The 23,682-nt window shown below is 56.8% G+C and carries 23 protein-coding genes and 2 pseudogenes; 24 read left to right on the forward strand and 1 reads right to left on the reverse strand.

Translation table 11 applies throughout. The features are described from left to right. Positions 1-192: 192 nt before the first annotated feature. A complete protein-coding gene (locus LIX93_RS20570; RefSeq protein ID WP_226505900.1) occupies positions 193-1,536 on the reverse strand; it encodes an OprD family outer membrane porin in 1,344 nt (447 codons plus the stop codon). Between the two features lie 293 nt (positions 1,537-1,829). Between LIX93_RS20570 and LIX93_RS20575 the strand changes: the two genes are divergently transcribed. The 24 genes and pseudogenes from LIX93_RS20575 to LIX93_RS20685 all read left to right on the forward strand — a co-directional run bounded on the left by LIX93_RS20575 (position 1,830) and on the right by LIX93_RS20685 (position 23,628). Further along, positions 1,830-2,756 (forward strand): LysR substrate-binding domain-containing protein, encoded by a 927-nt coding sequence (locus LIX93_RS20575; RefSeq protein WP_226505901.1) that lies wholly within the window; start codon positions 1,830-1,832, stop codon positions 2,754-2,756. Positions 2,757-3,006: 250 nt separating this feature from the next. Next, positions 3,007-4,204 (forward strand): annotated as a pseudogene (locus LIX93_RS20580) (IS256 family transposase). Between the two features lie 468 nt (positions 4,205-4,672). Continuing rightward, the gene (locus LIX93_RS20585; protein ID WP_226505902.1) at positions 4,673-5,422 is read left to right on the forward strand and encodes a hypothetical protein; all 750 of its coding nucleotides are present in this window, start codon (positions 4,673-4,675) and stop codon (positions 5,420-5,422) included. 114 nt (positions 5,423-5,536) lie between these two features. After that, entirely contained in the window at positions 5,537-5,767 is a 231-nt protein-coding gene (locus LIX93_RS20590) for an AlpA family transcriptional regulator (RefSeq protein WP_226505903.1), read from the forward strand. Positions 5,768-5,771: 4 nt separating this feature from the next. After that, a complete protein-coding gene (locus LIX93_RS20595) occupies positions 5,772-6,614 on the forward strand; it encodes a ParA family protein (RefSeq protein WP_226505904.1) in 843 nt (280 codons plus the stop codon). Between the two features lie 84 nt (positions 6,615-6,698). Continuing rightward, positions 6,699-6,908, forward strand: a pseudogene (locus LIX93_RS29750) (hypothetical protein). A 14-nt stretch (positions 6,909-6,922) separates the two neighbouring features. Next, positions 6,923-8,509, forward strand: coding sequence for a ParB family protein (locus LIX93_RS20600; protein ID WP_226505905.1), 1,587 nt, complete (start codon positions 6,923-6,925; stop codon positions 8,507-8,509). Next, on the forward strand, positions 8,506-9,054 hold the full coding sequence (locus tag LIX93_RS20605) for a DUF2857 domain-containing protein (protein ID WP_226505906.1): 549 nt from the start codon (positions 8,506-8,508) through the stop codon (positions 9,052-9,054). The genes LIX93_RS20600 and LIX93_RS20605 overlap by 4 nt, the downstream gene beginning before the upstream one ends. After that, on the forward strand, positions 9,051-10,241 hold the full coding sequence (locus LIX93_RS20610; RefSeq protein WP_226505907.1) for an STY4528 family pathogenicity island replication protein: 1,191 nt from the start codon (positions 9,051-9,053) through the stop codon (positions 10,239-10,241). Before LIX93_RS20605 ends, LIX93_RS20610 begins: the two co-directional genes overlap by 4 nt. A gap of 219 nt (positions 10,242-10,460) precedes the next feature. Then, a complete protein-coding gene (locus LIX93_RS20615; RefSeq protein WP_226505908.1) occupies positions 10,461-11,216 on the forward strand; it encodes a PFL_4669 family integrating conjugative element protein in 756 nt (251 codons plus the stop codon). Continuing rightward, a complete protein-coding gene (locus tag LIX93_RS20620; RefSeq protein WP_226505909.1) occupies positions 11,213-11,731 on the forward strand; it encodes a DUF3158 family protein in 519 nt (172 codons plus the stop codon). Before LIX93_RS20615 ends, LIX93_RS20620 begins: the two co-directional genes overlap by 4 nt. Continuing rightward, entirely contained in the window at positions 11,728-12,198 is a 471-nt protein-coding gene (locus LIX93_RS20625; protein ID WP_226505910.1) for a single-stranded DNA-binding protein, read from the forward strand. The genes LIX93_RS20620 and LIX93_RS20625 overlap by 4 nt, the downstream gene beginning before the upstream one ends. Before the next feature lie 226 nt (positions 12,199-12,424). Further along, positions 12,425-14,392, forward strand: coding sequence for a DNA topoisomerase III (locus tag LIX93_RS20630; protein WP_226505911.1), 1,968 nt, complete (start codon positions 12,425-12,427; stop codon positions 14,390-14,392). A 906-nt stretch (positions 14,393-15,298) separates the two neighbouring features. Continuing rightward, entirely contained in the window at positions 15,299-15,880 is a 582-nt protein-coding gene (locus LIX93_RS20635) for an STY4534 family ICE replication protein (protein ID WP_226505912.1), read from the forward strand. Positions 15,881-15,951: 71 nt separating this feature from the next. Next, entirely contained in the window at positions 15,952-16,209 is a 258-nt protein-coding gene (locus LIX93_RS20640) for a hypothetical protein (protein ID WP_226505913.1), read from the forward strand. 100 nt (positions 16,210-16,309) lie between these two features. Continuing rightward, on the forward strand, positions 16,310-16,804 hold the full coding sequence (gene radC / locus LIX93_RS20645; protein WP_226505914.1) for a DNA repair protein RadC: 495 nt from the start codon (positions 16,310-16,312) through the stop codon (positions 16,802-16,804). Between the two features lie 52 nt (positions 16,805-16,856). Continuing rightward, positions 16,857-17,603: an ABC transporter substrate-binding protein gene (locus tag LIX93_RS20650; protein WP_226505978.1), complete on the forward strand. Its 747-nt coding sequence runs from the start codon at positions 16,857-16,859 to the stop codon at positions 17,601-17,603. Positions 17,604-17,709: 106 nt separating this feature from the next. Beyond that, a complete protein-coding gene (locus tag LIX93_RS20655; RefSeq protein WP_226505915.1) occupies positions 17,710-18,252 on the forward strand; it encodes a PilL N-terminal domain-containing protein in 543 nt (180 codons plus the stop codon). Continuing rightward, positions 18,249-18,920, forward strand: coding sequence for a chemotaxis protein (locus LIX93_RS20660; protein WP_226505916.1), 672 nt, complete (start codon positions 18,249-18,251; stop codon positions 18,918-18,920). Before LIX93_RS20655 ends, LIX93_RS20660 begins: the two co-directional genes overlap by 4 nt. Before the next feature lie 9 nt (positions 18,921-18,929). Next, complete coding sequence (locus LIX93_RS20665) at positions 18,930-19,649, forward strand: TIGR03759 family integrating conjugative element protein (RefSeq protein WP_226505917.1); 720 nt, start codon at positions 18,930-18,932, stop codon at positions 19,647-19,649. Next, positions 19,631-20,179 carry a lytic transglycosylase gene (locus tag LIX93_RS20670; RefSeq protein WP_226505918.1) on the forward strand — a complete coding sequence of 183 codons (549 nt, stop codon included), beginning with the start codon at positions 19,631-19,633 and terminating at the stop codon, positions 20,177-20,179. The genes LIX93_RS20665 and LIX93_RS20670 overlap by 19 nt, the downstream gene beginning before the upstream one ends. Continuing rightward, complete coding sequence (locus LIX93_RS20675; protein ID WP_226505919.1) at positions 20,176-20,691, forward strand: integrating conjugative element protein; 516 nt, start codon at positions 20,176-20,178, stop codon at positions 20,689-20,691. Before LIX93_RS20670 ends, LIX93_RS20675 begins: the two co-directional genes overlap by 4 nt. Positions 20,692-20,700: 9 nt before the next feature. After that, positions 20,701-22,806 (forward strand): type IV conjugative transfer system coupling protein TraD, encoded by a 2,106-nt coding sequence (traD, locus tag LIX93_RS20680; protein ID WP_226505920.1) that lies wholly within the window; start codon positions 20,701-20,703, stop codon positions 22,804-22,806. Positions 22,807-22,896: 90 nt separating this feature from the next. Next, positions 22,897-23,628: a TIGR03747 family integrating conjugative element membrane protein gene (locus tag LIX93_RS20685; protein WP_226505921.1), complete on the forward strand. Its 732-nt coding sequence runs from the start codon at positions 22,897-22,899 to the stop codon at positions 23,626-23,628. The last annotated feature ends 54 nt before the right edge of the window (positions 23,629-23,682 follow it).

The following is a 23,682-nucleotide window of genomic DNA, read 5'->3' on the forward strand; positions in this document are numbered from 1 at the left end:
CCCGCTGATACAGATGACCATGTGTCGAATGCCGCCTTGCAGTAGTCGAACAGCGAATTTAAATGGTGTGAAAAAACAACAGCCCCGGACAATGACACACTGCGATGTGCCAATGTCCGAGGCTGGAGCCCTGCATTGCGAAGGTAGTTAAATTAAAAAATCAGCGTTACACTAGATGGATATCTTTTGCGCCTACCAAAGTGCATAGGTGTAATTTATATAGAACCGGGTTTGATCCTGATCCTTCACGATGGTCTCTGGAAGGTCAGTCCTGAAGTTTGCCCGACGCAGCGAGAAGTTCAAGTTCTTGAAAGGCCCACTCTGCAGGGTATAGTCCAACCGGACGCCCCGCTCCCACTCATCATAACGTCCAGTGGTTGCGTTACCCGTGCCGCGCACGTCTCGACCGCTCGCATAGTAGATGGACGGCTTTAAACCGGGCACTCCAAGTCCGGCAAAGTCATAGCTGTACATGCCGAACGTAGTGTTTTCGCCTGCCCTGGCAAAGCTGTTGATTGTCAGGTCGGTGTACAAATAAATACTGGCGCCCCCCTCACCTTCGTTACGCCCGCGGCCATCCACAACGTTGGCATTGTTAACGTACGCCATACCACCACTGTCGCTGACTCGCTGATGCCCCAACGTGAAAACGTTCCCGCCCAGAGTATAGATGAAGGCAGCAGACCACGTGTCATTGTCCACCTTACCTAAGCCGCCGGCGTTGTAGCCATTCTTGTATTGGTAGTTTACGTCGCTACCGTTTTTTCCATCTGATTTGCTACTGAAGTACCGTAAGTCTGTCTTGAAGGTTTGATTGGGTGCTATTTGGAAAACATGAAGCAAGCCAAAGAAATTCTGGCGATAGTAGTCTTCGAGTTGTGAATGGTAGTACTGCAGCGTGAGGTCCTTTGTCACCTTCCAGTCGGCGCCTGCGAACCGGAAGCTGTCAGAGCCCTTCCGACCACCCGCAGCGATACCAGACCAGTTAGAGGATGCTCGCCCGATGACTCGATTCAGTTCACCGACTGTCAGAGTTACGTTATCAATCTCATCCGAGGTCAGAATGGCACCCTGAAAAGCGGTTGGTACAAGACGACTATCGTTCGCCACCAGAATCGGCAAATTAGGCGACAGCGCGTTACCTACGTTCAACTGGGTCCTAGAGTATTTGACCTTGGCGTTAGCTCCCACACGACCCCACGCACCGACGGGTGTGCCATCCGTATCAAGGGGAGAAACTGTGTTAGTCGTCGTAGTCCCGTGCGGTGAAGTGCCACCGCCCAGGGTAAAGCCCTGAACCCCTTGCAGATCTAAACCAAAGCCTACTATTCCTTGAGTGAAGCCGGACAGAAAATCAAACTTGAGACCGGTGACCGTTTGGCGCTGATCAATACCGCCAGGGTCACGCTGATCGTTATCAAAATACAGAGTACGGGAACTGATGGAGGCTTTACTGTCTTCAATGAAGCCGGCGGCACTGACGTGCTGGGCAAGAATGCCCGTGGCAACAGCTAATGCCAGGGTGCTCTTTTTCAATTTTTATCGCTCCTATGTAAATTATTTTTTTAACGTGCTCCAGAGCAAGGCCTCAATGTGTCGCTACGCCAACATATCGAACCCTTGAGCCGAAACACCCTTATTGCTATGGCATCCACACCTCTATCAGTGTTAAATCTAATGAGGCTTGGTCCATACGATGCTTTTTAGCAATAGGGGTGCCATAGGTATTTATGCCATTGATTTATAAGTATTAATTATTTTCAACAACAGATTTAAATGTCGCTATACTATTAGCCTATGTTGCAATGCTATTTACAAGGGAGAGATTTGTGGAAAATCGAATCACACTGCGTCACCTTGAGGCGTTTCGAGCCATCATGGTGCGAAAAACTGTTACGGGCGCAGCAGAGATGCTTGAAGTCACACAACCCGTCGTGACGCGCCTTATCGCCGACCTGGAAGACCGAATTTCTATTTCTCTCTTTACCCGTATCAAAGGGCGTTTGTTGCCTACGCCAGAGGCGGCAATTCTATTCAAGGATGTCGAGCAATCCCTGATTGGCATTGAGCGCATTGCGAATGCCGCATCCAACATCAAAACGTTGAAACTCGGTCGCCTTGAGATTGCTGCGGCACCTAGCATGGCGCTGTCTTTTTTGCCCAAGGCCATTGCGAGCTTCACGCTTGAGCATTCAGATGCTGTCGTTTCCATGCATATGCACAGTTCGGCAACAGTGCTGAATATGGTTCAGCAGGACCGATGTGATTTAGGTTTCGCAATGTTCCCTATGAGGGCCACACGACTCGGGAACAGTGAGACGCTGGTGACAGCGAAAATGGTAGGAGTGGTTCCCGTAAATCACCCGCTAGCGCGTAAGCGTGTATTGCACCCAGAAGATTTCGAAGGCGAGCGCTATATTTCGCTTCTCCCCCTAATGGAGATACGAATGAAAATTGACTCTCTTATGCTATCATATGGAGTGAAACGAAGGATAAGTGCCGAAACGCAAACAACCATAGCAATACTAAAATTAGCCGAGGCAGGATTAGGAGTATCGATTGTCGACCCATTGACAGCCAGTGGCTACTCGGGAACCTTGCTAAAGTTTATTCCATTTGAGCCTGCAATTATAAATGACTACTCAATAGTAATCTCGCAGCGAAACTCATCCACGCTTATTTTAAAACCCTTCATAGATCATGCTCGACGAGAAATACGAAACATGGTTCCTGCCAATCTGATTGTCCGAGCCTAGTTCAAACTCTTTACTCCCAGAGCGAATCAATTTTTCGCATGCGCAAATCAAATACGAAGCTAGTTGCTACCTTCTCACTAGAGAGAAATAAAACTCTGATTTCCACAGACCGTCAAGGCTTTGGCATCGGAGATAGGCGTACAGCATGTTGCCCTATAATGAACCAGGTGATGATACTCGGAAAAAACCATCGTACCCCATCGAAAAATGGAGACATAGCTAAACCAATTTTCCAAATCATGAAACCACGATGACCAAACCCACTATGGCATTGACCGAGTTGGTTGAGAAAGGGGCAGACGCTGATCTGCTCAAGCAAATGATCCAGTTCGTCGCCCAGCGGATGATGGAATTCGACGTCGAAAGCCTGTGTGGCGCCGGCTTCGACATCAAAAGTCTTGACCGTACAAACAGTCACAACGGTTACCGCGACCGCCTGTGGCAAACCCGTGCCGGCGACGTTGATCTGAAGATCCCCAAACTACGCCAAGGCAGTTAACTTCCCAGGGTTCCTTGAGCCGCACAGAACCGCCGAGAAGGCAATGGCGGCAGTGATTCAGGAAGCCTATATACAGGGCGTTTCCACGCGCTCAGTCGACGAGCTGGTCAAGGCCATGGGCATGACCGGCATCTCGAAAAGCCAAGTATCCAGGCTTGCGGGCGAGATCGATGAACGCGTCAATGCGTTCCTGGATCGACCCCTTGAGGGCGACTGGCCGTACCTCTGGATCGACGCCACCTACGTTAAAGTGCGTGAGGCAGGCCGTATCGTTTCGATCGCGGTAATAATCGCCGTGGCTGTGAGCACCAATGGCGGTCGGGAAGTTCTGGGCATGCGGGTAGGACCTTCGGAGGCTGAGCCGTTCTGGACGGACTTCCTGCGCAGTCTGATGCGTCGCGGTTTGCGCGGGGTAAAGCTGGTGATCTATGACGCTCATGAAGGCTTCAAGGCGGCTGTCGCCAAGGTCTTCCACACGACCTGGCAGCACTGCCGGGTGCATTTCATGCGCATCGCGATGGCCCACGTCGGCAAGGGTCAGCGCAGCATGGTGGCGGCGTTGTTGCGCACAGTCTTCGCTCAGGACAGTCGCGTTGAATGCCACCAACAATGGCGTCTGGTGGCCGACCAGTTGCGTGAAAAATATCCGAAAATCGCCGTGCTAATGGACGGCTGCGAGGATGAAGTACTGGCTCACATGGCCTTCCCGAAGGCGCGCCGCCAGCAGCTACACAGCACCAACCCGCTGGAGCGGCTGAACGCCGAGATCAAGCGGCGAACCGATGTCGTGGGCACCTTTCCCAACGATCCGGCAATTACGAGGCTGGTCGGGGCGATGCTGCTGGAGCAGAACGACGAATGGTGCCTGCAAAGGCGCTACACGCAGTTGGAGGCCTTCGAGGCGGTCAGCGATAATCCGCAGGCCAAGCTGTCGGCCGTGATCAACTAAACGGCAAACTCAGTGGCCAGAGCCGTGATGAGTTACACCACTTCCTGGGACACGATCCCATCACAACAGATGGGCTATTAATCAGTCACATATTAAAAAAACATCAAGTTATTGGAAAATGGCATAGTTTGTCGAAGCCAGATCTGAAACCAGTTCTCAACCATTAGACAAACCCTTAACAATAATTTTCTTGTTGCTTTGAACCCACTCAAAAATAAACTGTCTGCAAAAGATGCTCTGTAGGCTGCCGTCATATGAATTCTTGAACAACACAGGCTACAAGGGCCCGTTTCCAAATTCAAAATAGGCTCTCGATAAGAAATATACGAAAACAACATCGAGCAATAGGTAAATGGAATGACCTCGCAACGCTAAAAACCCGAGTAAACAGCCACTGCCATCAGCTAGGTTGGTATACAGGTATTCGGCGAGAGGCCTATCCAATAGGAATGGAGGTCCATCGCTATCATGTCCTTCTATGCTTTTAATCCGCATTCCAAAACCTTCTATCGCCCAATCGACGCAGCATTGCGTTGGTGCAATCTCATCCGTTACGAAGCACAGATAGTCCAAGCAACATGGTCACGTCCCGAAGAGCTTACCTCCCTATTTCCGCAATGGCCCTGCTTGCACGCAGCTATCGAAAAAATCTACGACGCAGTATGTAATGGAGAACTGACTTATGGCTGTCTCGGTATTTCGGTTCCCAAAGGAAGTGACGTGGAGCCCTTTCAACTGACGATACGCCACTCCGATTTACGCCACTGGATGCAGATTTATTATCCCGATCAGAAGCCCAGCTTTCTGTTTGGATCAGGCAGTAACGCTCATGAAAAAGTCAGTATCGGAACCTTCCTTGCGCTACAAGCGGATCGCGATACCCTCCTGCGAGAGTTGGATACGCTACAGCATCACCTCCAAGATATTTTGGTAGACCTCCAGGCTATAGGACTTGAACGGGATGACCTCAAAGCAATGGTCAAAACGCATGGAGAACTCAGCGAACGTAGCGAACTCACCTATCAGAACATTATCGGTGCTTTGCTCAACCTCTTCTTGGACCAATCGCCTGCTGGTCACCGTCTATCCGTTTTCAAAAGCCAATCTGCAATCGTCGATGCCGTTATAGCACGCTATGGCGAGGTACCCGGCCTGAGCAAACGAACGCTAGATGAAAAGTTCGCCGCAGCGAATCGCAGCCTCAAAAAAAACCAATAGACGGAGTCATTGCACTGCAATCCCAACGATTGCAGTGCAATGACTCTCCCCCATTTCTGCTATTCAATTCAGGTCACTTCCCACCAGTGCCAATCCGCGCCAGGAGTGACCAGCATGTCCAGCCAATCCTCACCCATCGTTGAAGCACCTCAACTGCAGATCGAACGTCACATCATGCGGCGTGACGAGGTGGAGCGTAAAACCGGCTTCAAGCGTGCGCACATTTACAACCTGATGAAGGAAGGGAAATTTCCTCAGGCTAAACGCATTGGACTACGCGCAGTCGGCTGGGACTCGCTGGAGATCGAGCAATGGGTCGTTGAGCGCTTGGGTCAGCAGGCCTGATGCCATGCGTGTGGTCTCGGTGGTATCCACTAAAGGCGGGGTGGGCAAAACCACAGTAACCGCGAATCTCGGCGGTCTTCTGGCGGATGCGGGTCTACGCGTTTTGCTGCTGGACTTGGATAGCCAACCTACCCTCTCCAGCTATTACGCCTTGAAACAGAAGGCTGATGCGGGTGCATACGAGGTCATCGCACTCAACCTAGCTATGCCTGCCCATATTATCTCCAGGACAGTGATTGCAGGGCTCGATCTGATCGTCTCCAACGACGATCAAGGCCGGCTGAGTACCTTGCTGCTGCACGCTCCTGATGGGCGATTACGGCTGCGCAACCTGCTCGACAACTTCCGCGCCCGTTACGACCTGCTTTTGATCGACACCCAAGGTGCGCGTAGCGTGCTGCTGGAGATGGCCATCCTCGCTTCCGACCTCGCCCTCTCTCCCATCACCCCGGAAATGCTCGCCGCCCGCGAACTGCAGCGCGGCATCTTGAAGCTACTCAGCGAACTCGAAGCTTTCCGCCACCTAGGCATTCCACTACCGCCCTTACGACTGCTACTGAACCAGGTGAATGCCATTCGGTTGGACACACGGATGATCATCCGTGGCCTGCGCGAGACTTTCGCTGGGGCTACCAACATCTCGATTCTAGAAACCGTAGTTCCAGACCGAGTGGCTTACCTAAATGCCGCCTCCCTCGGCCTACCGGCCCACCGAATCGAGCCGCGCCAGACTCGTGAGCGACGCTCGCCATCTGCGCTAGAAACGATGCAAGCGTTGGCCATTGAGTTGTTTCCGGAATGGCGCGAGGCGATCTCTTCGGTGAGCCGATGCGCGGAGGTTCAATGAGACGAATCATCCAACTGGCACTTCTCACCCAGTCATTGTGTTTGATCGACCTTGAGGCCAACGTGTTTGGCTAGGAGTCTTCTGATGTTGGATCAACTGCCCATCATCGTTCCACCCTCCATTCGACCACACCACGCACCTTGCGACGAGTACTGCACCGTTGTCTTTCGCCTGTAGGCTGGGCGCTCGGCCATGGGGTGGTTCCTCGCAGAACTCTCCCGACATTTCGAAGGTTCGGGCACTGCCGAGATCGTCAAGTTCGAGGTCGGTGACCATTTGCGTAACCGGCGTTAAGTGAGGTTGTTCCAATGAAGAAGCTCAGTCAGGAGCAGATCACCGACAAGCTGCACCAGGACCATTTCCCTCGAGGGCAGGAACTGGAGCGGCTGTCCGATCCACTTGCTGACACGCCTATGTTGGTCACGCTGGAGCAGTTGCGGCCTTACGAACACAACCCGCGTTTCATCCGTAATCCGCTGTACGACGATATCAAGGCTTCTATCCGTGAACGCGGGCTGGATCTACCACCACCGATTACCCGACGGCCGGGTGAAACCTATTTCATCATCCGCAACGGCGGTAATACGCGCTTGGCGATTCTCGGCGAGCTGTGGCAGGAAACCCGCGACGAGCGCTTCTTTCGCATTCATTGCCTGTTCCGACCTTGGACCAATGAGCTCACCGCCCTACTCGGCCATCTGGCTGAAAGCGATCTGCACGGCCAACTCACCTTCATCGAACGGGCTCTGGCGGTAGCCAAGCTCAAAACCATGCTCGAAGCAGAGGGAGCGGTGCTCTCACAACGTGAGCTGGCACGACGTCTTGCCGCTGGAGGCTATCCGATTTCGCAGTCGCACATAAGCCGGATGCTCGACACCCTCGAACACCTATTGCCCGCCATCCCACAAACCCTGTATGCCGGATTGGGTAAGCCCCAGATCGAACGCCTAATCGGCCTACGCAGCCAGGCAGAACGAACCTGGAACCGCTATCCAACCGCCGCCGTTGCGTTTGCCGATTTCTGGCTCGGGACCCTGGGCTACTTCGATGCAGAACCCGAGTCATTCGATCTTGAGCAAATCCAGGATGAACTGCTCGAACGCATGAGCCGCTTGCTCGGACAGTCCTACCGTATGTTAGCTCTGGAACTGAGCGATACCCAACGGGTCATCTCGACGCCTAGCGTTGCCCTCACAGCGCCCTCGGAAAATATCCATCTGCCGAGCATTGATGAAGCCTCGGCAGGACTTCCATCCTCCGCGCCCCATCCCAAATCAACTGAGACTAGGCCCCAGACCGAACCAACGCGAGAGGAACTGCTCACACCGCCAGAAACGAAGGTCGTATCAGCGGTCAGTCCTCCGTCACGCGTTCAACAGATTCGTGAACAGATCGATCGCGAGACCGCCACCGACTCAGCATATTCGGTCGACACCTATGCGATCGACGACATCTGGACAATCGCACCAGCACTGGATAGCCCCGAACAACTGCGATCCGCCATTGCCACACTGGCGCGGGAAATGGCGGCCTATGCCGGACATCCCGAGAGCATCATCGACCAGCAGCATGGCTTGGGCTTCGCCCTGAACATCGAGCGAGTTGATCTTGCAGTGCCTCGCGCGACCGGTGTTCACCTACTGCTCCTGGCCCTGCTGCGCGCTCAAGACGAGGTCAACTGGGAAGACCGTAAGCAACTGCCGTCAGCGCTGTTCGGCCAGTTGTTGTTGGGGATCTATCAACTTCCGCTCACAGATCGTCCCGCCGTGGATGTGGGACTGGAGCGATTGCCCGACAGTCTGCTCATCAAACTGTATCGGCTGATCCGCCTGGCCCGCCGCCTAATCGACCTAACGCTTGCCCCTCAAAATGAGTCACCGAAGGAGCTGCCATGAACCTGTCCTTCAATGTGCTCAACCAGGCCATGCTGACCCAGGTGCTGCATGAGCTGCGGCTGGGTAATCTACAACGCTGCAAGGCACTCGGACTGAGTGAGGACGACATCTACTTGTTGCAATCCTTACCGCCCACCACGCTGTCGCGGCTGGCCCATGCCACCGTGTCTTGGGTCGAGGTCAAGATCGACTCGCCGGTGCTGCATCGGTTGATCGAGCAAGCCGAACGCGACGAACAGAACGAGCGATTGATCAACCGCGCGCTCAAGCTAGGCGCTAGCAGCACCATCATGTATCAATACTTCGGCTTGGCGCATTCGGACACCGCCCTGCGTCGACGTCTGCTCAAGATAGAAACCCGTAAGGGCCGTCCTCAGCATTTGAGCGAAGCCCAGGAACATGCGCTCTGGCAGCGATGGTGCCAGCTACGCGCTCAGGACGGTTCCGAGGATCAGCTCGACGCCATGATGATGTTGGCCGAAGAGCAACAGGTCAGCTTGACCATCGTGTGGCAGCAGATCGACCAATACAGCAACGGAACATGAACCTTGCACCTTCCAGTCGTTGGCAGCGTGTCCTGCAGCAATGCACCCAGCAGCTGAGTGAACGCTGGCCCGCACGCCCCACCACTGAACAACCCTCCAACCAGGCCCTGCAGGCGGGCTTTTTGTTCAGTGGCCAATCTCACGAAGTCGTGCCACGTCGGCTGCTGTTGGATAGTCGGCTGACGCCATTGGAACGCAATGCCTGGCAGGTGTTTCGACTCATGCTGCACGGTCAAGGCGTGGTCACACCGCGCTATGAGGATTTACAGCCTTACCTGTCAAGCGTGCCCTACGGTGCGTCAGCCTCCCGTGAAACCATTGCTCGGGTGTTGACGATGCTCAGGTTGACGCGTTGGCTCAGTTTGGTGAGTCGCGGACGCGATCAGCTCAGCGGACGTCTTCAAGGTTCGCTGTACGTTCTGCACGATGAACCGTTAACCCCCGCCGAAGCCCTCGAACTGGATCAGGATTACCTGACGCTGGTCGGACATGCCCTCGGTCATGCGACCAAGGCGGTGCGTATTGTCGCCCAGCACATTGTGGAAGAAATCCGCCAGGACACGAATATCGATCGGAATCGGTTACCGACGCGGCTAGACAGTTGGGGGGATCATTGGACGCAACAAGGATTGGATCAGGCAACCGATGTCACTCTGCACGATTCCGAACTGAGGGAAGATGCCCTCGTTCGGAATCGTGCAGGCCCTCGTTCGGATTCCGAACCGAGTCTGAACGCCAGTGTTTCCGGCACCGTTCGGAATCCGAACGCCGCCTGTACTGTATTAAAAGAAAGTATTTGTACAGTACCGCGCGCGACCCAAGCGGTGAATAACCTGCACTGGCCCGCTGCGCTACACCTGAGCCCAAGCGAGCGTCACGCCGTCGCCGTGGCGCTGAACAAGCTCAAATCCACGGATCGTCAGGCGGTGCTCAACGAAGCGGGAGCACGCTGTACGGCCGGCGGTATCCGCAAGCCAGCGGCGTATCTGATGGGTCTGATCCAGCGTGCGCTGAAAGGTGACTTTCGTCCTTGGGCAGGTCAGGCCGAACCGTCACCCATTGCAGAACCACCCCCACCTGCCCCCTCGCGGCCATCTCGACAACAGGGCGAACCCGCGTCTACCCTTGCCCTAGCGTGCCTGAATGAGCTGCGCCAACTGAGTGGCAAACGCGGTGGACGTCAGTAGATTTGATGCCAGTGGCATCAAATCCATGGAGTTCCACTCTACGGACACATCGGACCAAACTATGAAACTTTTTGGGAAAAGTCGGGACATCTCCTCCCATTGGCGTCTCCATAGTTAACCCTCTTAAACCTAACCGAACAGACCGCATTCAGCTTTTTGGCTGTCCTTGACCCTCATCTGTCGCAACGTTCCTGTCCAAGCGAATGCGAGGACTACACCGTGGCCGATCACTATCAACTCAATCTGGGTTCATTGCGCAGTAGCATCACCCTGACCCTGCACACCCACCATGCCGCCCGCATCTGGCAAGGTCGAGCCGCACGCGAAGGCGTCCACTCGATCATGGGTATGGCCGGCTACATCAGTGTCACCAACCTGATCAAACAAACCGCGGCCCAGGACGATCCCTATGCCGATTGGGCCATCGTGCAACTCGAAGAAAAACTGATGCAGGCCAAGGCTGGTATGCGGGAACTGACCCAACAGCTGGATCGGATCAGACAGGACCTGCCGACACAGATCGACATGGGCGACAACCTCAACATCCACCCCGTCACCTTGCCGTTGTACATCGGCAGCCAGCTGGGCTTTCTAGCGGTCTACCTGCTGACCGACTACGACACCCTGGTGCGCCGGACCCTGTTGGCCCATCACACCGCCCTGATCGGCCGTATCGACATGGAAGCCTGGATCGACGACGGCGCCCATCTGCTGCGTAGTCTGTTCGGTCAGGCACAGCGCTATCGGCATGCCGGCGTCACGCGTGATGACATGGCGGCGAACAACGCCCGGGCCATTGCGGCCATTGAGAAACTGGGTTTGCCCCCGATAGACATTCTTGAGGGTCATCGCCGCTCCCAGTTTGCACCGCCAATCATTCGTCGTGGTGCTGTGCCAGTGGATGATGCCGACGTGTTGGCAGAGGACGCGGGAGAGCCCTCTGCGACAGTGGATGAGCCGGGGGACGTAGCATGAATCCCCTGACCTCGGCTCACCCAATGCACTTCGACGCGTTGACACCGGATGCCTATCGACGGCTCGAACACGCTGCCTCCCTAAAAGGCCTTTTAAAACCTTTTAAGGGTAAGGGGGAGTTGGAGCAACTGGCGCAGATGGCGAGGGAAATCGAGGCGCAGTTATGTGACTTGATGGAGGTGGTTGTACAGCAAGCCGGACAGCCTCCTTATTCACTGTTGGATATCCGATTGGTGCTGCAGAACACCAGCGCGGGCAGCACCTTTTTGCGTTGGCGCACCCGTGATTTTGCCCGCATGGGGGTTGCGGTCTGGGAACGCCAGATCTGCCACAGCAACCTGCCGCAGGCCGTACGCGAGAGATTGCACCGTTTCGAATGCGAGCGCATTGCACTGAACCTGCAGATGAGCGTGGTGCATTCGCTTTACCGCCAGGCCACCACCTGCGCGATCAAAATGGACGGCGCCGAACGGCTGCTGCGCCAATTCACAACCGTAGTAGAGGTATCACGATGAGTACTTTTTTTGTCGGCGAAGGCAACATCGGCAGTGCGCCAGAGTTCCAAGAATTCGCCTCAGGCAATGACGAGCCACGGCGTTTACTGCGGCTGAATGTGTACTTCGACAACCCCATCCCACGTGAGGGCAGCTATGAAGATCGAGGCGGCTATTGGGCGCCGGTTGAGCTCTGGCACCGTGAGGCTGAACACTGGAGCACGCTGTACCAGAAAGGCATGCGCGTTCTGGTCGAAGGCCGCACCGTGCGCGATGAGTGGGAGGACAGCGAAGACAATGCGCGGGTCACCTTCAAGGTCGAGGCCCGTCGCGTCGGTATCCTGCCTCACCGGGTACACGGCGTGGTCATGCGGGAACGCTCCAGTGAACCGGCAGCATCTGCGACACCCGTCGGGCAAAACACAGAGCAAGCCAGTTCTCCTGCATCAAAATCCAGAAAGCGCAGAGGGCAATCACCCACGGACTGACAGACTTCAGGCATAAAAATTGCGCCTTTGCGCGAAGTTGTCGACCAGTGATTACTCGCTGTTCGTGAAGACTCATCCTGTTATCCAGACTACAACCAGGCAGCAGCCTCGGCCCATTCAAAGCTGCCCTCACCGACTAATATGAGGGACCTGCCATTCAGGTTTCTCATATCTCGCCCCTGCTACTTCAAACAACGCTGCTCCGAAATCAATCCGGAGCAGTGCTATGCGTCTCTTCCTCTGCGAGAAACCGTCCCAGGGTCGTGACATCGCCAAGGTGCTCGGAGCCAACCGGCGTGGTGATGGTTGCCTGATCGGCACCGACTCAACCGTCACCTGGTGTATCGGCCACCTGCTGGAGACTGCTCCGCCTGAAGCCTACGGCATTAAGTACAAGAATTGGTCGTTGGATCATCTACCGATCATTCCCGCGCAGTGGCAGGTCGAGGTCAAACCCAAGACCGCGGCACAATTCAAAGTCATCAAACGCCTGCTCAGTGAAGCCACCACCGTCGTCATCGCGACCGACGCCGATCGCGAAGGTGAAATGATTGCCCGCGAGTTGTTGGAGCTCTGCCAGTATCGAGGCCCTGTTCAGCGCCTCTGGCTGTCCGCCCTCAACGAGGCGTCGATTCGCAAAGCCCTGTCCTCGCTTAAGTCTGGCCAGGAGACTTTCCCGCTCTACCACTCGGCCCTCGCCCGCAGCCGTGCCGACTGGCTGATCGGCATGAACCTCAGTCGTTTGTTTACCCTTCTTGGTCGGCGGGCAGGCTACGATGGCGTGTTGTCAGTGGGGCGCGTCCAGACCCCCACCTTACGTCTGGTGGTCGATCGGGATCGCGCGATTGCCGGCTTCGTCCCGGTGCCTTACTGGAACGTAGAAGTGCTCCTATCGTCGATGGGCCAGCGATTCATCGCGTCGTGGCAACCACCAAGCTCAGGACGTGACGAGGCCGGTCGTTGCCTGCAGCAGGCACTTGCCAGTCAAACAGCCCAAGCGATCTCTTGCAGTAAGACCGCCACAGTACTCTCGCTGCAGACCGAACATTTCCGAGAACCGCCGCCCCTACCCTTCGACCTGGGCACGTTGCAGGAAGTCTGCTCTCGTAAGCTGGGGCTCGGCGTCCAGGAAACCCTGAACATCGCCCAAGCCCTTTATGAAACCCACAAAGCCACCACCTACCCGCGCAGCGATTGCCGCTATTTGCCAGAGAGTATGTTCAACGAGGCACCCGCAGTACTCGACGCCCTGCTCGAAACGGATCCGGCACTCAGACCTGCATTCGGGAGTCTCGATCGATCATTGCGCTCCCGCGTATGGAACGATGCCAAGGTCACCGCGCACCACGGCATCATTCCCACCACCGAGCCGGCAAGCCTGGTGCGGATGTCCGAACAAGAACGCCAAGTCTACGAACTGATTCGTAGCCACTACCTCGCGCAATTTCTTCCGCAGCATGAATTTGATCGGACCCAGTTCGAACTGGAGTGTGGCGAAGAACGATTGACCGCTGTCGGCAAACAGATCCTGGTCCAGGGCTGGAAAGGCTTACTCTGCGAAAACACCGAGGAGGATGAGCCCAGTCAAAAGTCCCAAGTCTTACCCGTCTTGCAACAGGGCACGCAGTGCGCGGTGGACGATGTCGAGCTCAAATCGATGCGCACTGCCGCTCCCAAACCTCTCACCGAGGGCGATCTGATCAAGGCCATGAAAAATGTGGCCAAACTGGTCAACGACCCACGCCTGAAACAGAAACTTCGGGACACCACCGGTATCGGTACCGAAGCCACGCGAGCCGGCATTATCAAAGGGCTGATTGATCGCGGTTATTTGCTGAAGAAAAAACGCGCTTTGATGGCCTCCGCCGCGGCCCATACCTTGATTGAGGCGGTACCCGCCGCAGTCGCAGATCCGGGTATGACCGCAATCTGGGAACAGGCTCTGGACGAAATCGAAGCGGGACGCCTGACCCTGGATGCATTCGTTGCCAAGCAGGCGAACTGGATTGCGCAGTTGGTCGCACACTACCGCTCGCTCACTTTGGCAATAGCGGTCGAAACGAGTCCGGGCTGCCCCATGTGCAACGCGTCAATGCTCAGGCGAAAGGGCAAATCAGGGCCGTTCTGGTCATGCTCTCGCTATCCGGATTGCAAGGGCACGGTGTCGATCAGTAAAGCTACGCGTCGCTCATGATGTTCCATGGGACGATCATCATGAAAACGGTGAGTTCTCTGCCTTGACGTCGTTCCACCCTCTCTGCTGTAGTGCCTCAGGATCATCGCCAACGGCGACCCAAGACCGATTTGCTCCGGGTGGCTCGGTCGGACTCCTTGAGTTCGGAGCCTTCTCTTCTGCGGAATTTCATTCCTCACTTGTGCTCGACCTGATCACGGTGGCGGATGACCACTGTTGCCTCTGCCCGGCAACAGCGGTCATCCGCCTCGGCGATCGTATTCATTCCCGGAGCCCGCCGGGGAAACACGGGGCACCCTTTGTGCGCGGATGCGTGCCAGTAGGTTCCGACCCAGGCCACGACAAGGGTCGGTTGGCGAATCATGGCGCAGTTCAACCAAGTGTTGCGAGGCGCTTGTCGACTGCGTAAGACCGCCAAAGGTGGTTTTTCTCTTCCTCGCCTGGCACCCGGCCAGGCCCACTCTTCATTTTTTTCATTTTCTTAATTCCAGTGACTACCACCGTAATCCGGCCTTAAAAAATCGGGTTGCAGCGTCTTGACGCTCCCCTGTGACAGGCTTATACAAAGGGCGTGGTTCGCTGTCGTTGACAGCCCAGCCCAGGTAGCTTGAACCTTCAAGGCTACGCCACGTTCGTGGTGGTTTACCCAAGTGCGATCAGCGTTCGGAAGCTCGCGCGGTTACCGCTTCAGCGGTGATGAATGCCCACTACCCCATGCCTGCGGATCACCACCGCAGATGCTCCTCTGCTGCACCGCTATTCCCCCAGATGCATTGTTCTGATCGTCATCGGCTTGCCGGTGGCGAGTCGTTCATCGCTTGCCTTCACCTTACCCACCCTGACGGGGGCTCACTTCCCCGTCAGGGACTGTGCGTCGCCGTTTTCCCTTGAAACAGGAGAACCACCATGGCCCACGCCAACCACTCCCAAGAAGCGACCACTTACTTCAACCTGCACACCGTCGGTATCGGCTACCTCAACCGTGTTCGTGAAGTACAAGTCCGCCGCGGCCAGCCATTCATGGCCTGCGATATCGCCGCCCTGCACGGTGCCACCGATGCTGTGGAGTACACCCGCTTCGACTGCAAGGTCGCTGGAGGCGAAGCTGAACGTTTGATTCGTCTCTACATGGACGCCGTCACAGCCGAGAAAAAGGTCTTGCTGTCGTTCCGTATCGGCGACCTGTGGATCGATCCGTTTCTCTACGAGAAAGGCGCTAAGCAGGGCCAACCGGGCGCCAGTTTGAAAGGGCGTTTGCTGTTCATCGACTGGATCAAGGTCAACGGCACGTTCGAGTACAAAGCTCCTGCCAGGCAGGAAGCAACAGCACCTGCTGAGCAAGCGCCGATCAATGAACCCTCTCCAACGTCGGCTGATGTCGACGCCGAGGAGACCGCAAACCCAACAGAGGCTCGGGTCGAACCTGAATCTCCACCCACTCCCCGCACGGCCCGCCGTGAGGCCACCCGTACCGTTCAGTCCGCCTGAACAGTCCACGATGTTCCTCATCAAGGCGCTCCGTCGAGCGCCTTTTCTTCAATCCGCACAGGAGAACCAACATGGAATCCTTCTGGCTTTGCGACGACTGCCTGTTTGCTGCGGCTTACGAGGACTACAGCACGTTATCGCTCTATTACACGACGGATGAAATTGAGAAACGCATCGCCGGCATCCATCGAGGACTGGTTCGGTTAATGCCCATCAGTGCCGACTTCGATCCCGAAACTGGCTGGGGAATAAAAGCCTTTTCCCCATTGCCCTGCGACGGTTGTGGTTCACACCTACACGGTCAACGCCACCGATTCACGCGGCTGTAAACAGCGCGCCATCTGCTAACGCCCGCGACTCCACACCCACCTCGGGGACACCACTCCCCTCGGGCGTGTACCCCTGATTGTTCCCTTCGGAGGTACCACCATGAGCACCCCACTCTCTCTGATTGAGACCTCGGATTTCGAGGCAAATCGTATCGTCCTAGAAAACCAGCTGATCGACGAAGCGCTGCATATTCTGGATCGTCGGCTGTTCGCCCGCGGCCCTATCCTGACGTCGCCTGACACCGTGACCTCATACCTAAAACTGCGCCTTGCGCAACAAGAGCACGAAGTCTTCGGCGTGATTTTTCTCGATGCCAAGCACCGCGTGCTGGCGTTCGAAGTCCTCTTTCACGGCAGCATTGATTGCGCCAGCGTTTACCCCCGCCAAGTCGTCAAGCGCTGCCTCGCGCATAACGCTGCGGCCGCCATTTTTGTTCACAACCACCCCTCAGGGTGTACGGAACCCAGCCAGGTCGATCGCGTATTGACCGCACGGCTGAAGGAGGCCTTGGCGTTGATCGAAGTGTGCGTACTGGATCACTTCATCGTGGGTGAAGGTCGTCCGCTCTCCCTTGCCGAATACGGCTGGCTTTAACCCTCACAGGCGCCTACGGGCGCCTTGTTCATTTCCATTCTGGAGCATGCCCATGAACCCCACACACCAAGCCCCAGCCCTACTGACGGCCTCAAACCCATTTGCTCGCGGTTACGACCATCTGCATATCGAACGGCTGCTACTTATCACCTACGAAAACGACTGCCCTCCCTGCTTTCGACCCCTGCACGACTCACAAGCCCATCTGCCCGACCATGCGCTGCAACTGTTCCCCTGCCTGTTCAATGACGATTTCGCCTTGATCAGCGAAGGCCAATCCATTCAGAATGAATTGGATGATTGCTGCCCGTCCAACGGGCTGGTGCATCAGGTGATCTATGCCGTAATGGGCGAAGTGTTCAACGAGCAGTGCCACGTCGGCGACTTTGACTCCTTGGAAGAAGCCAAGTCCGTGGTCCATCGCTTGAGTTTCGAGACTGGACACTACAGCCGAGCCTGGGAGGTCAGCACCGCACACCTCACTGAAGAAGCATTGCGCTACTTGGGGCGCCGGGCTGGCAATTTCGACTCCAGACCAACCGGTCTGCTATTCGAACCCTTTGCCCTGACGGACTGCAATGGCGTCGGGTGTAAGCTGATCGGTACGCCCTGGGCCGACGATAACCTGATGACAATAGAGGGCTGTTCTTACTCATCGCTGAGGCAAGAGCAACTCGATGCCGGTACGCCAGCAGCCTTGATCAACGTACTGTATCTGGCCGCATTGGCGGATGTGCGACTGTTGATCTTCGACCCCGACGCTGCCGTCTTGGATGGGCTCGCCATTTTCGATGAATAGCAACGTGTTCAGCGTTAACACGACCCACCTTGAATCAACTTTCTCACTGAATCGCTCCTTCACCTCATGTCAGGTTCTGCACTGAATCTGACATGAGGTTTCTTCCATGGAGCGTTTCTTCACGCCTGTCTGCCTGCTGGGTTTGTTGAGCGCCTGCACCGCGCAAATCCCCAACCCTTTACCGACCCATCCAGAGATCGACAGTGGCTCCAATCGGGCCCAGCACTCGTGGGGCATAGCCGAAGAAAGCCATCCGGCAGAGCTTCGTTATGGCCGCTACACGCTGGTCAGCACCGAGCCCACCACGGAACAAAGCGATCTTCTTGCCCAAATCATTGAAGTGAACATCCCGTCCAGCCTGAACCCCTCGGTGCAGGATGCGTTGCAGTACGTGCTGCTGCGCTCTGGTTATGCGCTTTGCCCAGTTACTGCGTCGGTGAAGGTGCTGTTTACCCGGCCTCTGCCTGCAGCCCATTACCGGTTTGGTCCAATCCCTTTGCACAGCGCGCTACAAGTGCTGGCTGGCCCCGCCTGGCAACTCACGACCGATGAAGTCAGCCGTTCGGTCTGCTTCGAACAGCAGAAAACGGAGGCCGGCGTCGTGCGGGCCACACCAAGGTCATCCCATCAGGCAGAGGCACGCCCATGAAAGCCTCGACGTTTCAAACCCTCATTATTGGATTGCTTTGCCTGGCGGCCGCCGGGCTGAGTGGTGGATTGTATAACCAGTATCAGCGCGTGGCCGAACTACAGAGCACGAACACCCAATACCGACAAACCCTGGACACCCTGCAACGTGACTCAAGCGCCCTCAAGGACACCCAGGAGAAGCTGCAGTACGCGCTGAAAGACCTGAAACAGATGGTCGACTCCGGTGAGCAACAGGCCAATACCCTCGATCCGATGTTGGATCAATGGGCACAAGAAATACAGGAACTGCGCGACGGTCTGGCAGCCCGCGCCACCGTGGCAGACCTGACAGCGCTGCGCGCACGCATTGAACAGCTCGAGCAGCAGTTCGTGGACCTCAAGACCCAGCCATCACCCCCACCGCCGACGCCTTCAACGCCCAAACCGAAACAGACCGCTCACCCAAAATCCGTCCCGCTCTCGCCACCGTTCTCGGTATTGGGTGTCGAGTCCCGCGGTGGTGAGAGCTTTTTAGCGGTCGCACCTCATGACAGTCGCTCTCTCATGGATGTTCGGCTGCTGCATAGCGGTGAGCAGTTCGGCGCCTGGCACCTAAAAGTACTGGAGCCGAACTCAGCCGTCTTCGCGGTGGCCGCTCAGCCAGACCAAACCGTGCACCTCCCTTGAGAAGCGATCATGAACAGAACGCAACTGCCCGCCGTCGTCTGTCTCGTTTCACTGCTTAGCACGGGAACTGCGATGGGCAACCCCGTTGCGACGCAGTCACGGCCCCAGGACACGCAGTCTGCTCCACTGGGGCGCTCTGACTCTGAACAGGCGGCGAGTTGGGGCCTGACCGAGCAGGAATGGACGCGCTTCGAACAGATCCAAGCCGGCCCACGCGGTTTCTGGAGCCCGAACCTCGATCCGTTAACCGCCCTCGGGGTTGAGGCCCAGACCGACCAAGAGCGCCAAAGATATGCCGAATTACAGGTAGCACTGGAAGCCAAACGCGCCGAGCGCGAGTTGGCCTACCAAAACGCTTACACGGCGGCCTGGGCCAAGCTGTTTCCCGGGCTGCTGCCGATCCAGGGCATGGCGTCCCCGCCCCCTGCCAGCTCATCGGTCATGCCGCGCCAGGCCCTGTTTGTGGAGGACCACTGCCCAGAGTGCACCGCCGAAGCGCAGCGTCTGCAAAGCAGCGACACGGCGTTCGATATCTATCTGGTGGGCAGCCAAGGCCAGGATGAACGCATCCGTAGCTGGGCTCGACAAGCGGACATCGATCCGGCGAGAGTCCAACGCCAGCAGATCACCCTGAACCATGACCGTGGTCGCTGGTTCAACCTGGGTGCCCCGGGGCCATTGCCTGCCACATTTCAACAGGTGAATGGACAATGGCAACGCCTCGACTGAGTGGTATTGCGCTCCTGCTGACAATGCTCGCCGTCCAGGCTGACGAACTTCCGCCTCCGGCCTACCAACTGGCGGCGCATGACGCCGACATCCCTTCTACGGTGCTGTTCGCGATTGCCCTGCAGGAGAGTGGTATCCGCGTCCGTGGTCGACTGCTGCCCTGGCCTTGGACCCTGAACATCGCCGGAACACCCTACCGCTTCGCCACTCGCCAGGCCGCCTGCCACGCCTTGCTTCAGGCACTCGCCCGACATGACGCCAAGCGGGTCGATGCCGGTCTCGGGCAAACCAACCTGGGTTACCACGGACAACGCTTCTCCAGCCCTTGCGAAGCCCTTGATCCCTACCGAAATCTCGCCGTGACCGCCGCGCTGCTGCAGGAGCATCACGATGCCACCGGTGATTGGGTCTTAGCTGCAGGGCGCTATCACCGTCCGGCAGGAGGCGCACCGGCAGCACGCTACCGTGCTGGCTTTTCCCAGAGACTCGAACAGCTGCTGATTTCCTTTGAACAGGGCACACCACCATGAGGCGAATCCCCATTGTCTGTTATTGCATCCTGCTCTTAGCACCTTTCGCCCAGCCGGAACTGACCGTTGCCGAGGATCAGCCTAGCGACTTAATCCGACCCCATTTTCAAGTTGCCAGGCCGCCAATAAACAACAAGACCCAGCCTGATCGGGCCATGCATGCGGACCTGTCCACGTTTGCCGATGAAGCCTGGATACTGCCCATCCGCAGCTCCCACTTGAGGCCCGGCCAGATCACGTCTCGCGCCCTGAACATGCCGGGCTTGCGACCATTTTTTCTGGTCGGTGACGATCCCCAGTCGCTGACTTGGCTACGTCAACGCGCTGCTGAACTGCAGGAAATGGGCGCGGCTGGCCTCGCCGTCGAAGTGGCCAATACTGAAACCCTGGCCCGGATTCGAGCAGCCGCTCCGGGCATCACCATCCTGCCGGTCAACGGCAACGACATCGCCACCCGCCTGCAGATTGAGCACTATCCCGTCTTGATCACTGCCACCTCACTGGAACAGTGAGTCCAGGTCATGGCCGAGCATGCGATGGAGTCCAAGCTCCGACCAGCGGTGGAGCTGTATACCGTAGCAATCTGTATCGCTGCCGCGGTGTTGTGCGTGTACTCGCCCTGGGCTGTGGCCCTGTCACCCGAGATCGGTCTGGTTGCAGCGCTGGCCTATGCCCTGTTCGGCCTTATCCGGCTGCGACAAGCTTGGGAGGTGCTGCGTTATCGGCGCAATATCCGTCGGCTACCCCGCTACGAGCTGACCAGTCGGCAGATTCCGGTCAGCCGCAAGCGTCTGTTCATGGGCCGAGGATTTCGCTGGACCCGCCTGCACACCCAGCGCTTGGTCGAGGCCCAGGATCCGGCTGTCGCCCACTATGTCGACCAACCGACCAGCTACCGCCTGGCCCGTGGACTCGAACGGCGCCTGGAGCATGCACCGTTTCCACTCTCGATACTGGCCCGTGTCACGGCCTGGGACAGTGCCTTCAATCCGTTGCGGCCTTTGCCCCCGGTAGGTGGCTCGCCACTATTGCATGGGGTCGAGCCCGATGAAACGGAAGTCAGTCTGCCGCTGGGCGAACGGGTCGGACACACCCTGGTGCTCGGCACTACCCGTGTCGGCAAGACCCGGCTCGCCGAGGTGTACATCACCCAGGACATTCATCGCATCGAACATGAGGTGGTCATCGTCTTCGATCCGAAGGGCGACGCCGACTTGCTCAAACGGATGTACGTCGAAGCCAAGCGGGCCGGTCGGGATAAGGAGTTTTATGTTTTCCATCTGGGGTGGCCGGAAATCTCCGCTCGATACAATGCGGTGGGACGCTTCGGGCGTATCTCGGAAGTGGCGTCACGCATCGCCGGGCAGCTCAGCGGCGAAGGTAACTCCGCGGCCTTTCGCGAGTTTGCCTGGCGTTTCGTCAACATCATCGCCCGTGCCCTGATCGAGTTAGGCCGGCGTCCGGACTACCTGCAGATCCAACGGCATGTGGTCAACATCGATGCACTGTTCATCGAGTACGCCCAGCAGTTTTTCGCCAAGACCGACCCGAAGGCGTGGGAGGTGATCGTTCAGCTTGAAGGCAAGCTCACCGAGAAGAACATCCCCCGGCATATGATCGGGCGCGAAAAGCGTGTGGTGGCCATCGAGCAGTACCTGGCGGTGAAGCGGGTATTCGATCCGGTACTGGACGGACTGCGTTCGGCGGTGCGTTACGACCGTACCTATTTCGACAAGATTGTCGCCTCGCTGCTACCTCTGCTGGAAAAACTCACCACCGGCAAGACCGCCCAGTTACTGGCTCCCAACTACACCGATTTAGATGACCCACGACCCATCTTCGACTGGATGCAGATCATCCGAAAACGCGGCATCGTCTACGTCGGTCTGGATGCACTGACCGACGCCGAGGTGGCCGCCGCGGTGGGCAACTCCATGTTCGCCGACTTGGTCTCGGTCGCCGGACACATCTACAAACACGGCATCGACCATGGCCTGCCCCAATCGGGTAACAACAGTGACAAGTTGCCGATCAACCTCCACGCCGATGAGTTCAACGAGTTGATGGGTGATGAATTCATCCCGCTGATCAACAAGGGCGGCGGGGCCGGCATCCAGGTGACGGCCTACACCCAGACCCTCAGCGATATCGAAGCGCGAATCGGCAACCGGGCCAAGGCCGGCCAGGTCATCGGTAACTTCAACACCTTGCAGATGCTGCGGGTACGCGAGACCGCCACCGCTGAACTGCTCACCCAGCAGTTGCCCAAGGTTAACGTGCTGACCAAGACCCTGGTCTCCGGGGCGACCGATACCTCCGATCCTGAGGCCAACACAGACTTCACTTCGTCCTCGCAAGACCGCGTCAGCAGCACCAGCGTGCCGTTGATCGAGCCAGCGCATATCGTCAGTCTGCCCAAGGGGCAAATGTTCTCCTTCCAGGCCGGTGGCCAGCTCTGGAAAGTCCGCATGCCGTTGCCAAAACCCTCTAACGACGACTCCATGCCCAAGGACCTGCGGGAACTCACCCAGCGAATGCGGGCCACCTATAACGAGCAGGCGGGCCAATGGTGGACTGCCAGTGGGAGCGGCCCAACAAAAAACTTCGATCTGGATCAGGTGGGGTAGCCCAACCCCTCCGCAGGTTTCGATTCAGCAGAAACGATCGAGAAGGCGCCGTGAGCGGCATCAACTCTGCGGTCCACAATGGAGTGATCAATGGCGACTTCCGCACAAAATACTCCGACACAACCGATCCAGTCCCCGGGATTGATCATCTCGGCGATCAGCCTGATCCTGCGCATCATCGGTTTGCTGATCGCCTCGTTACTGTTCTCGATCCTGATCGAATTCGCTGGTTTGCTGCTGTTCTGGAGCGAACAGGGTTGGCGACACAGCCAGGCCATGCTGAGTAGCGAATTGGGTTGGCTCAGCGAGCACTTCAAAGCTTCACTCATCATCCAACAACCCGGACAGACGATTGTCCAATGGCTGGATTTTCTCAATCAGTGGCTGCTGGTAAGGACTGGCTTTGCGGATTTTGCCCAGCAGGCGCGGCTGTCGAGCCAAGGTAACGGTTTCTGGAGTGGGATCAACCAGCTCTACGTCAGCATTGAGGATTTCGTGCTGGCGGCGGTGTACATCACCTTCACCTTTGTGGTGCGCCTGACTATTCTGGTTATGGCCACACCGCTGTTCTTGCTGGCGATTCTCACTGGTTTTGTGGATGGCTTGATGCGCCGTGACCTGCGCAAATTTGGGGCCGGGCGCGAAAGCAGTTTTGTCTATCACCGCGCCAAGCGAGCAGTGATACCATTACTGATCGTGCCTTGGATAATGTATCTGTCCCTGCCCTTTTCAATCAGCCCAATGGCGGTATTCCTGCCTTGCTCCGTATTGCTTGGGGTGATCATCGCAATCACGGCGGCGACGTTCAAAAAACATATCTAAGTGCAACACAAGTGCTAATGTTTTTTTCAGTCGATATGACAACGCGCGTGTTTG

It is taken from the genome of Pseudomonas sp. MWU16-30317 (genome assembly GCF_020515695.1).
Classification (GTDB): Bacteria; Pseudomonadota; Gammaproteobacteria; order Pseudomonadales; family Pseudomonadaceae; genus Aquipseudomonas.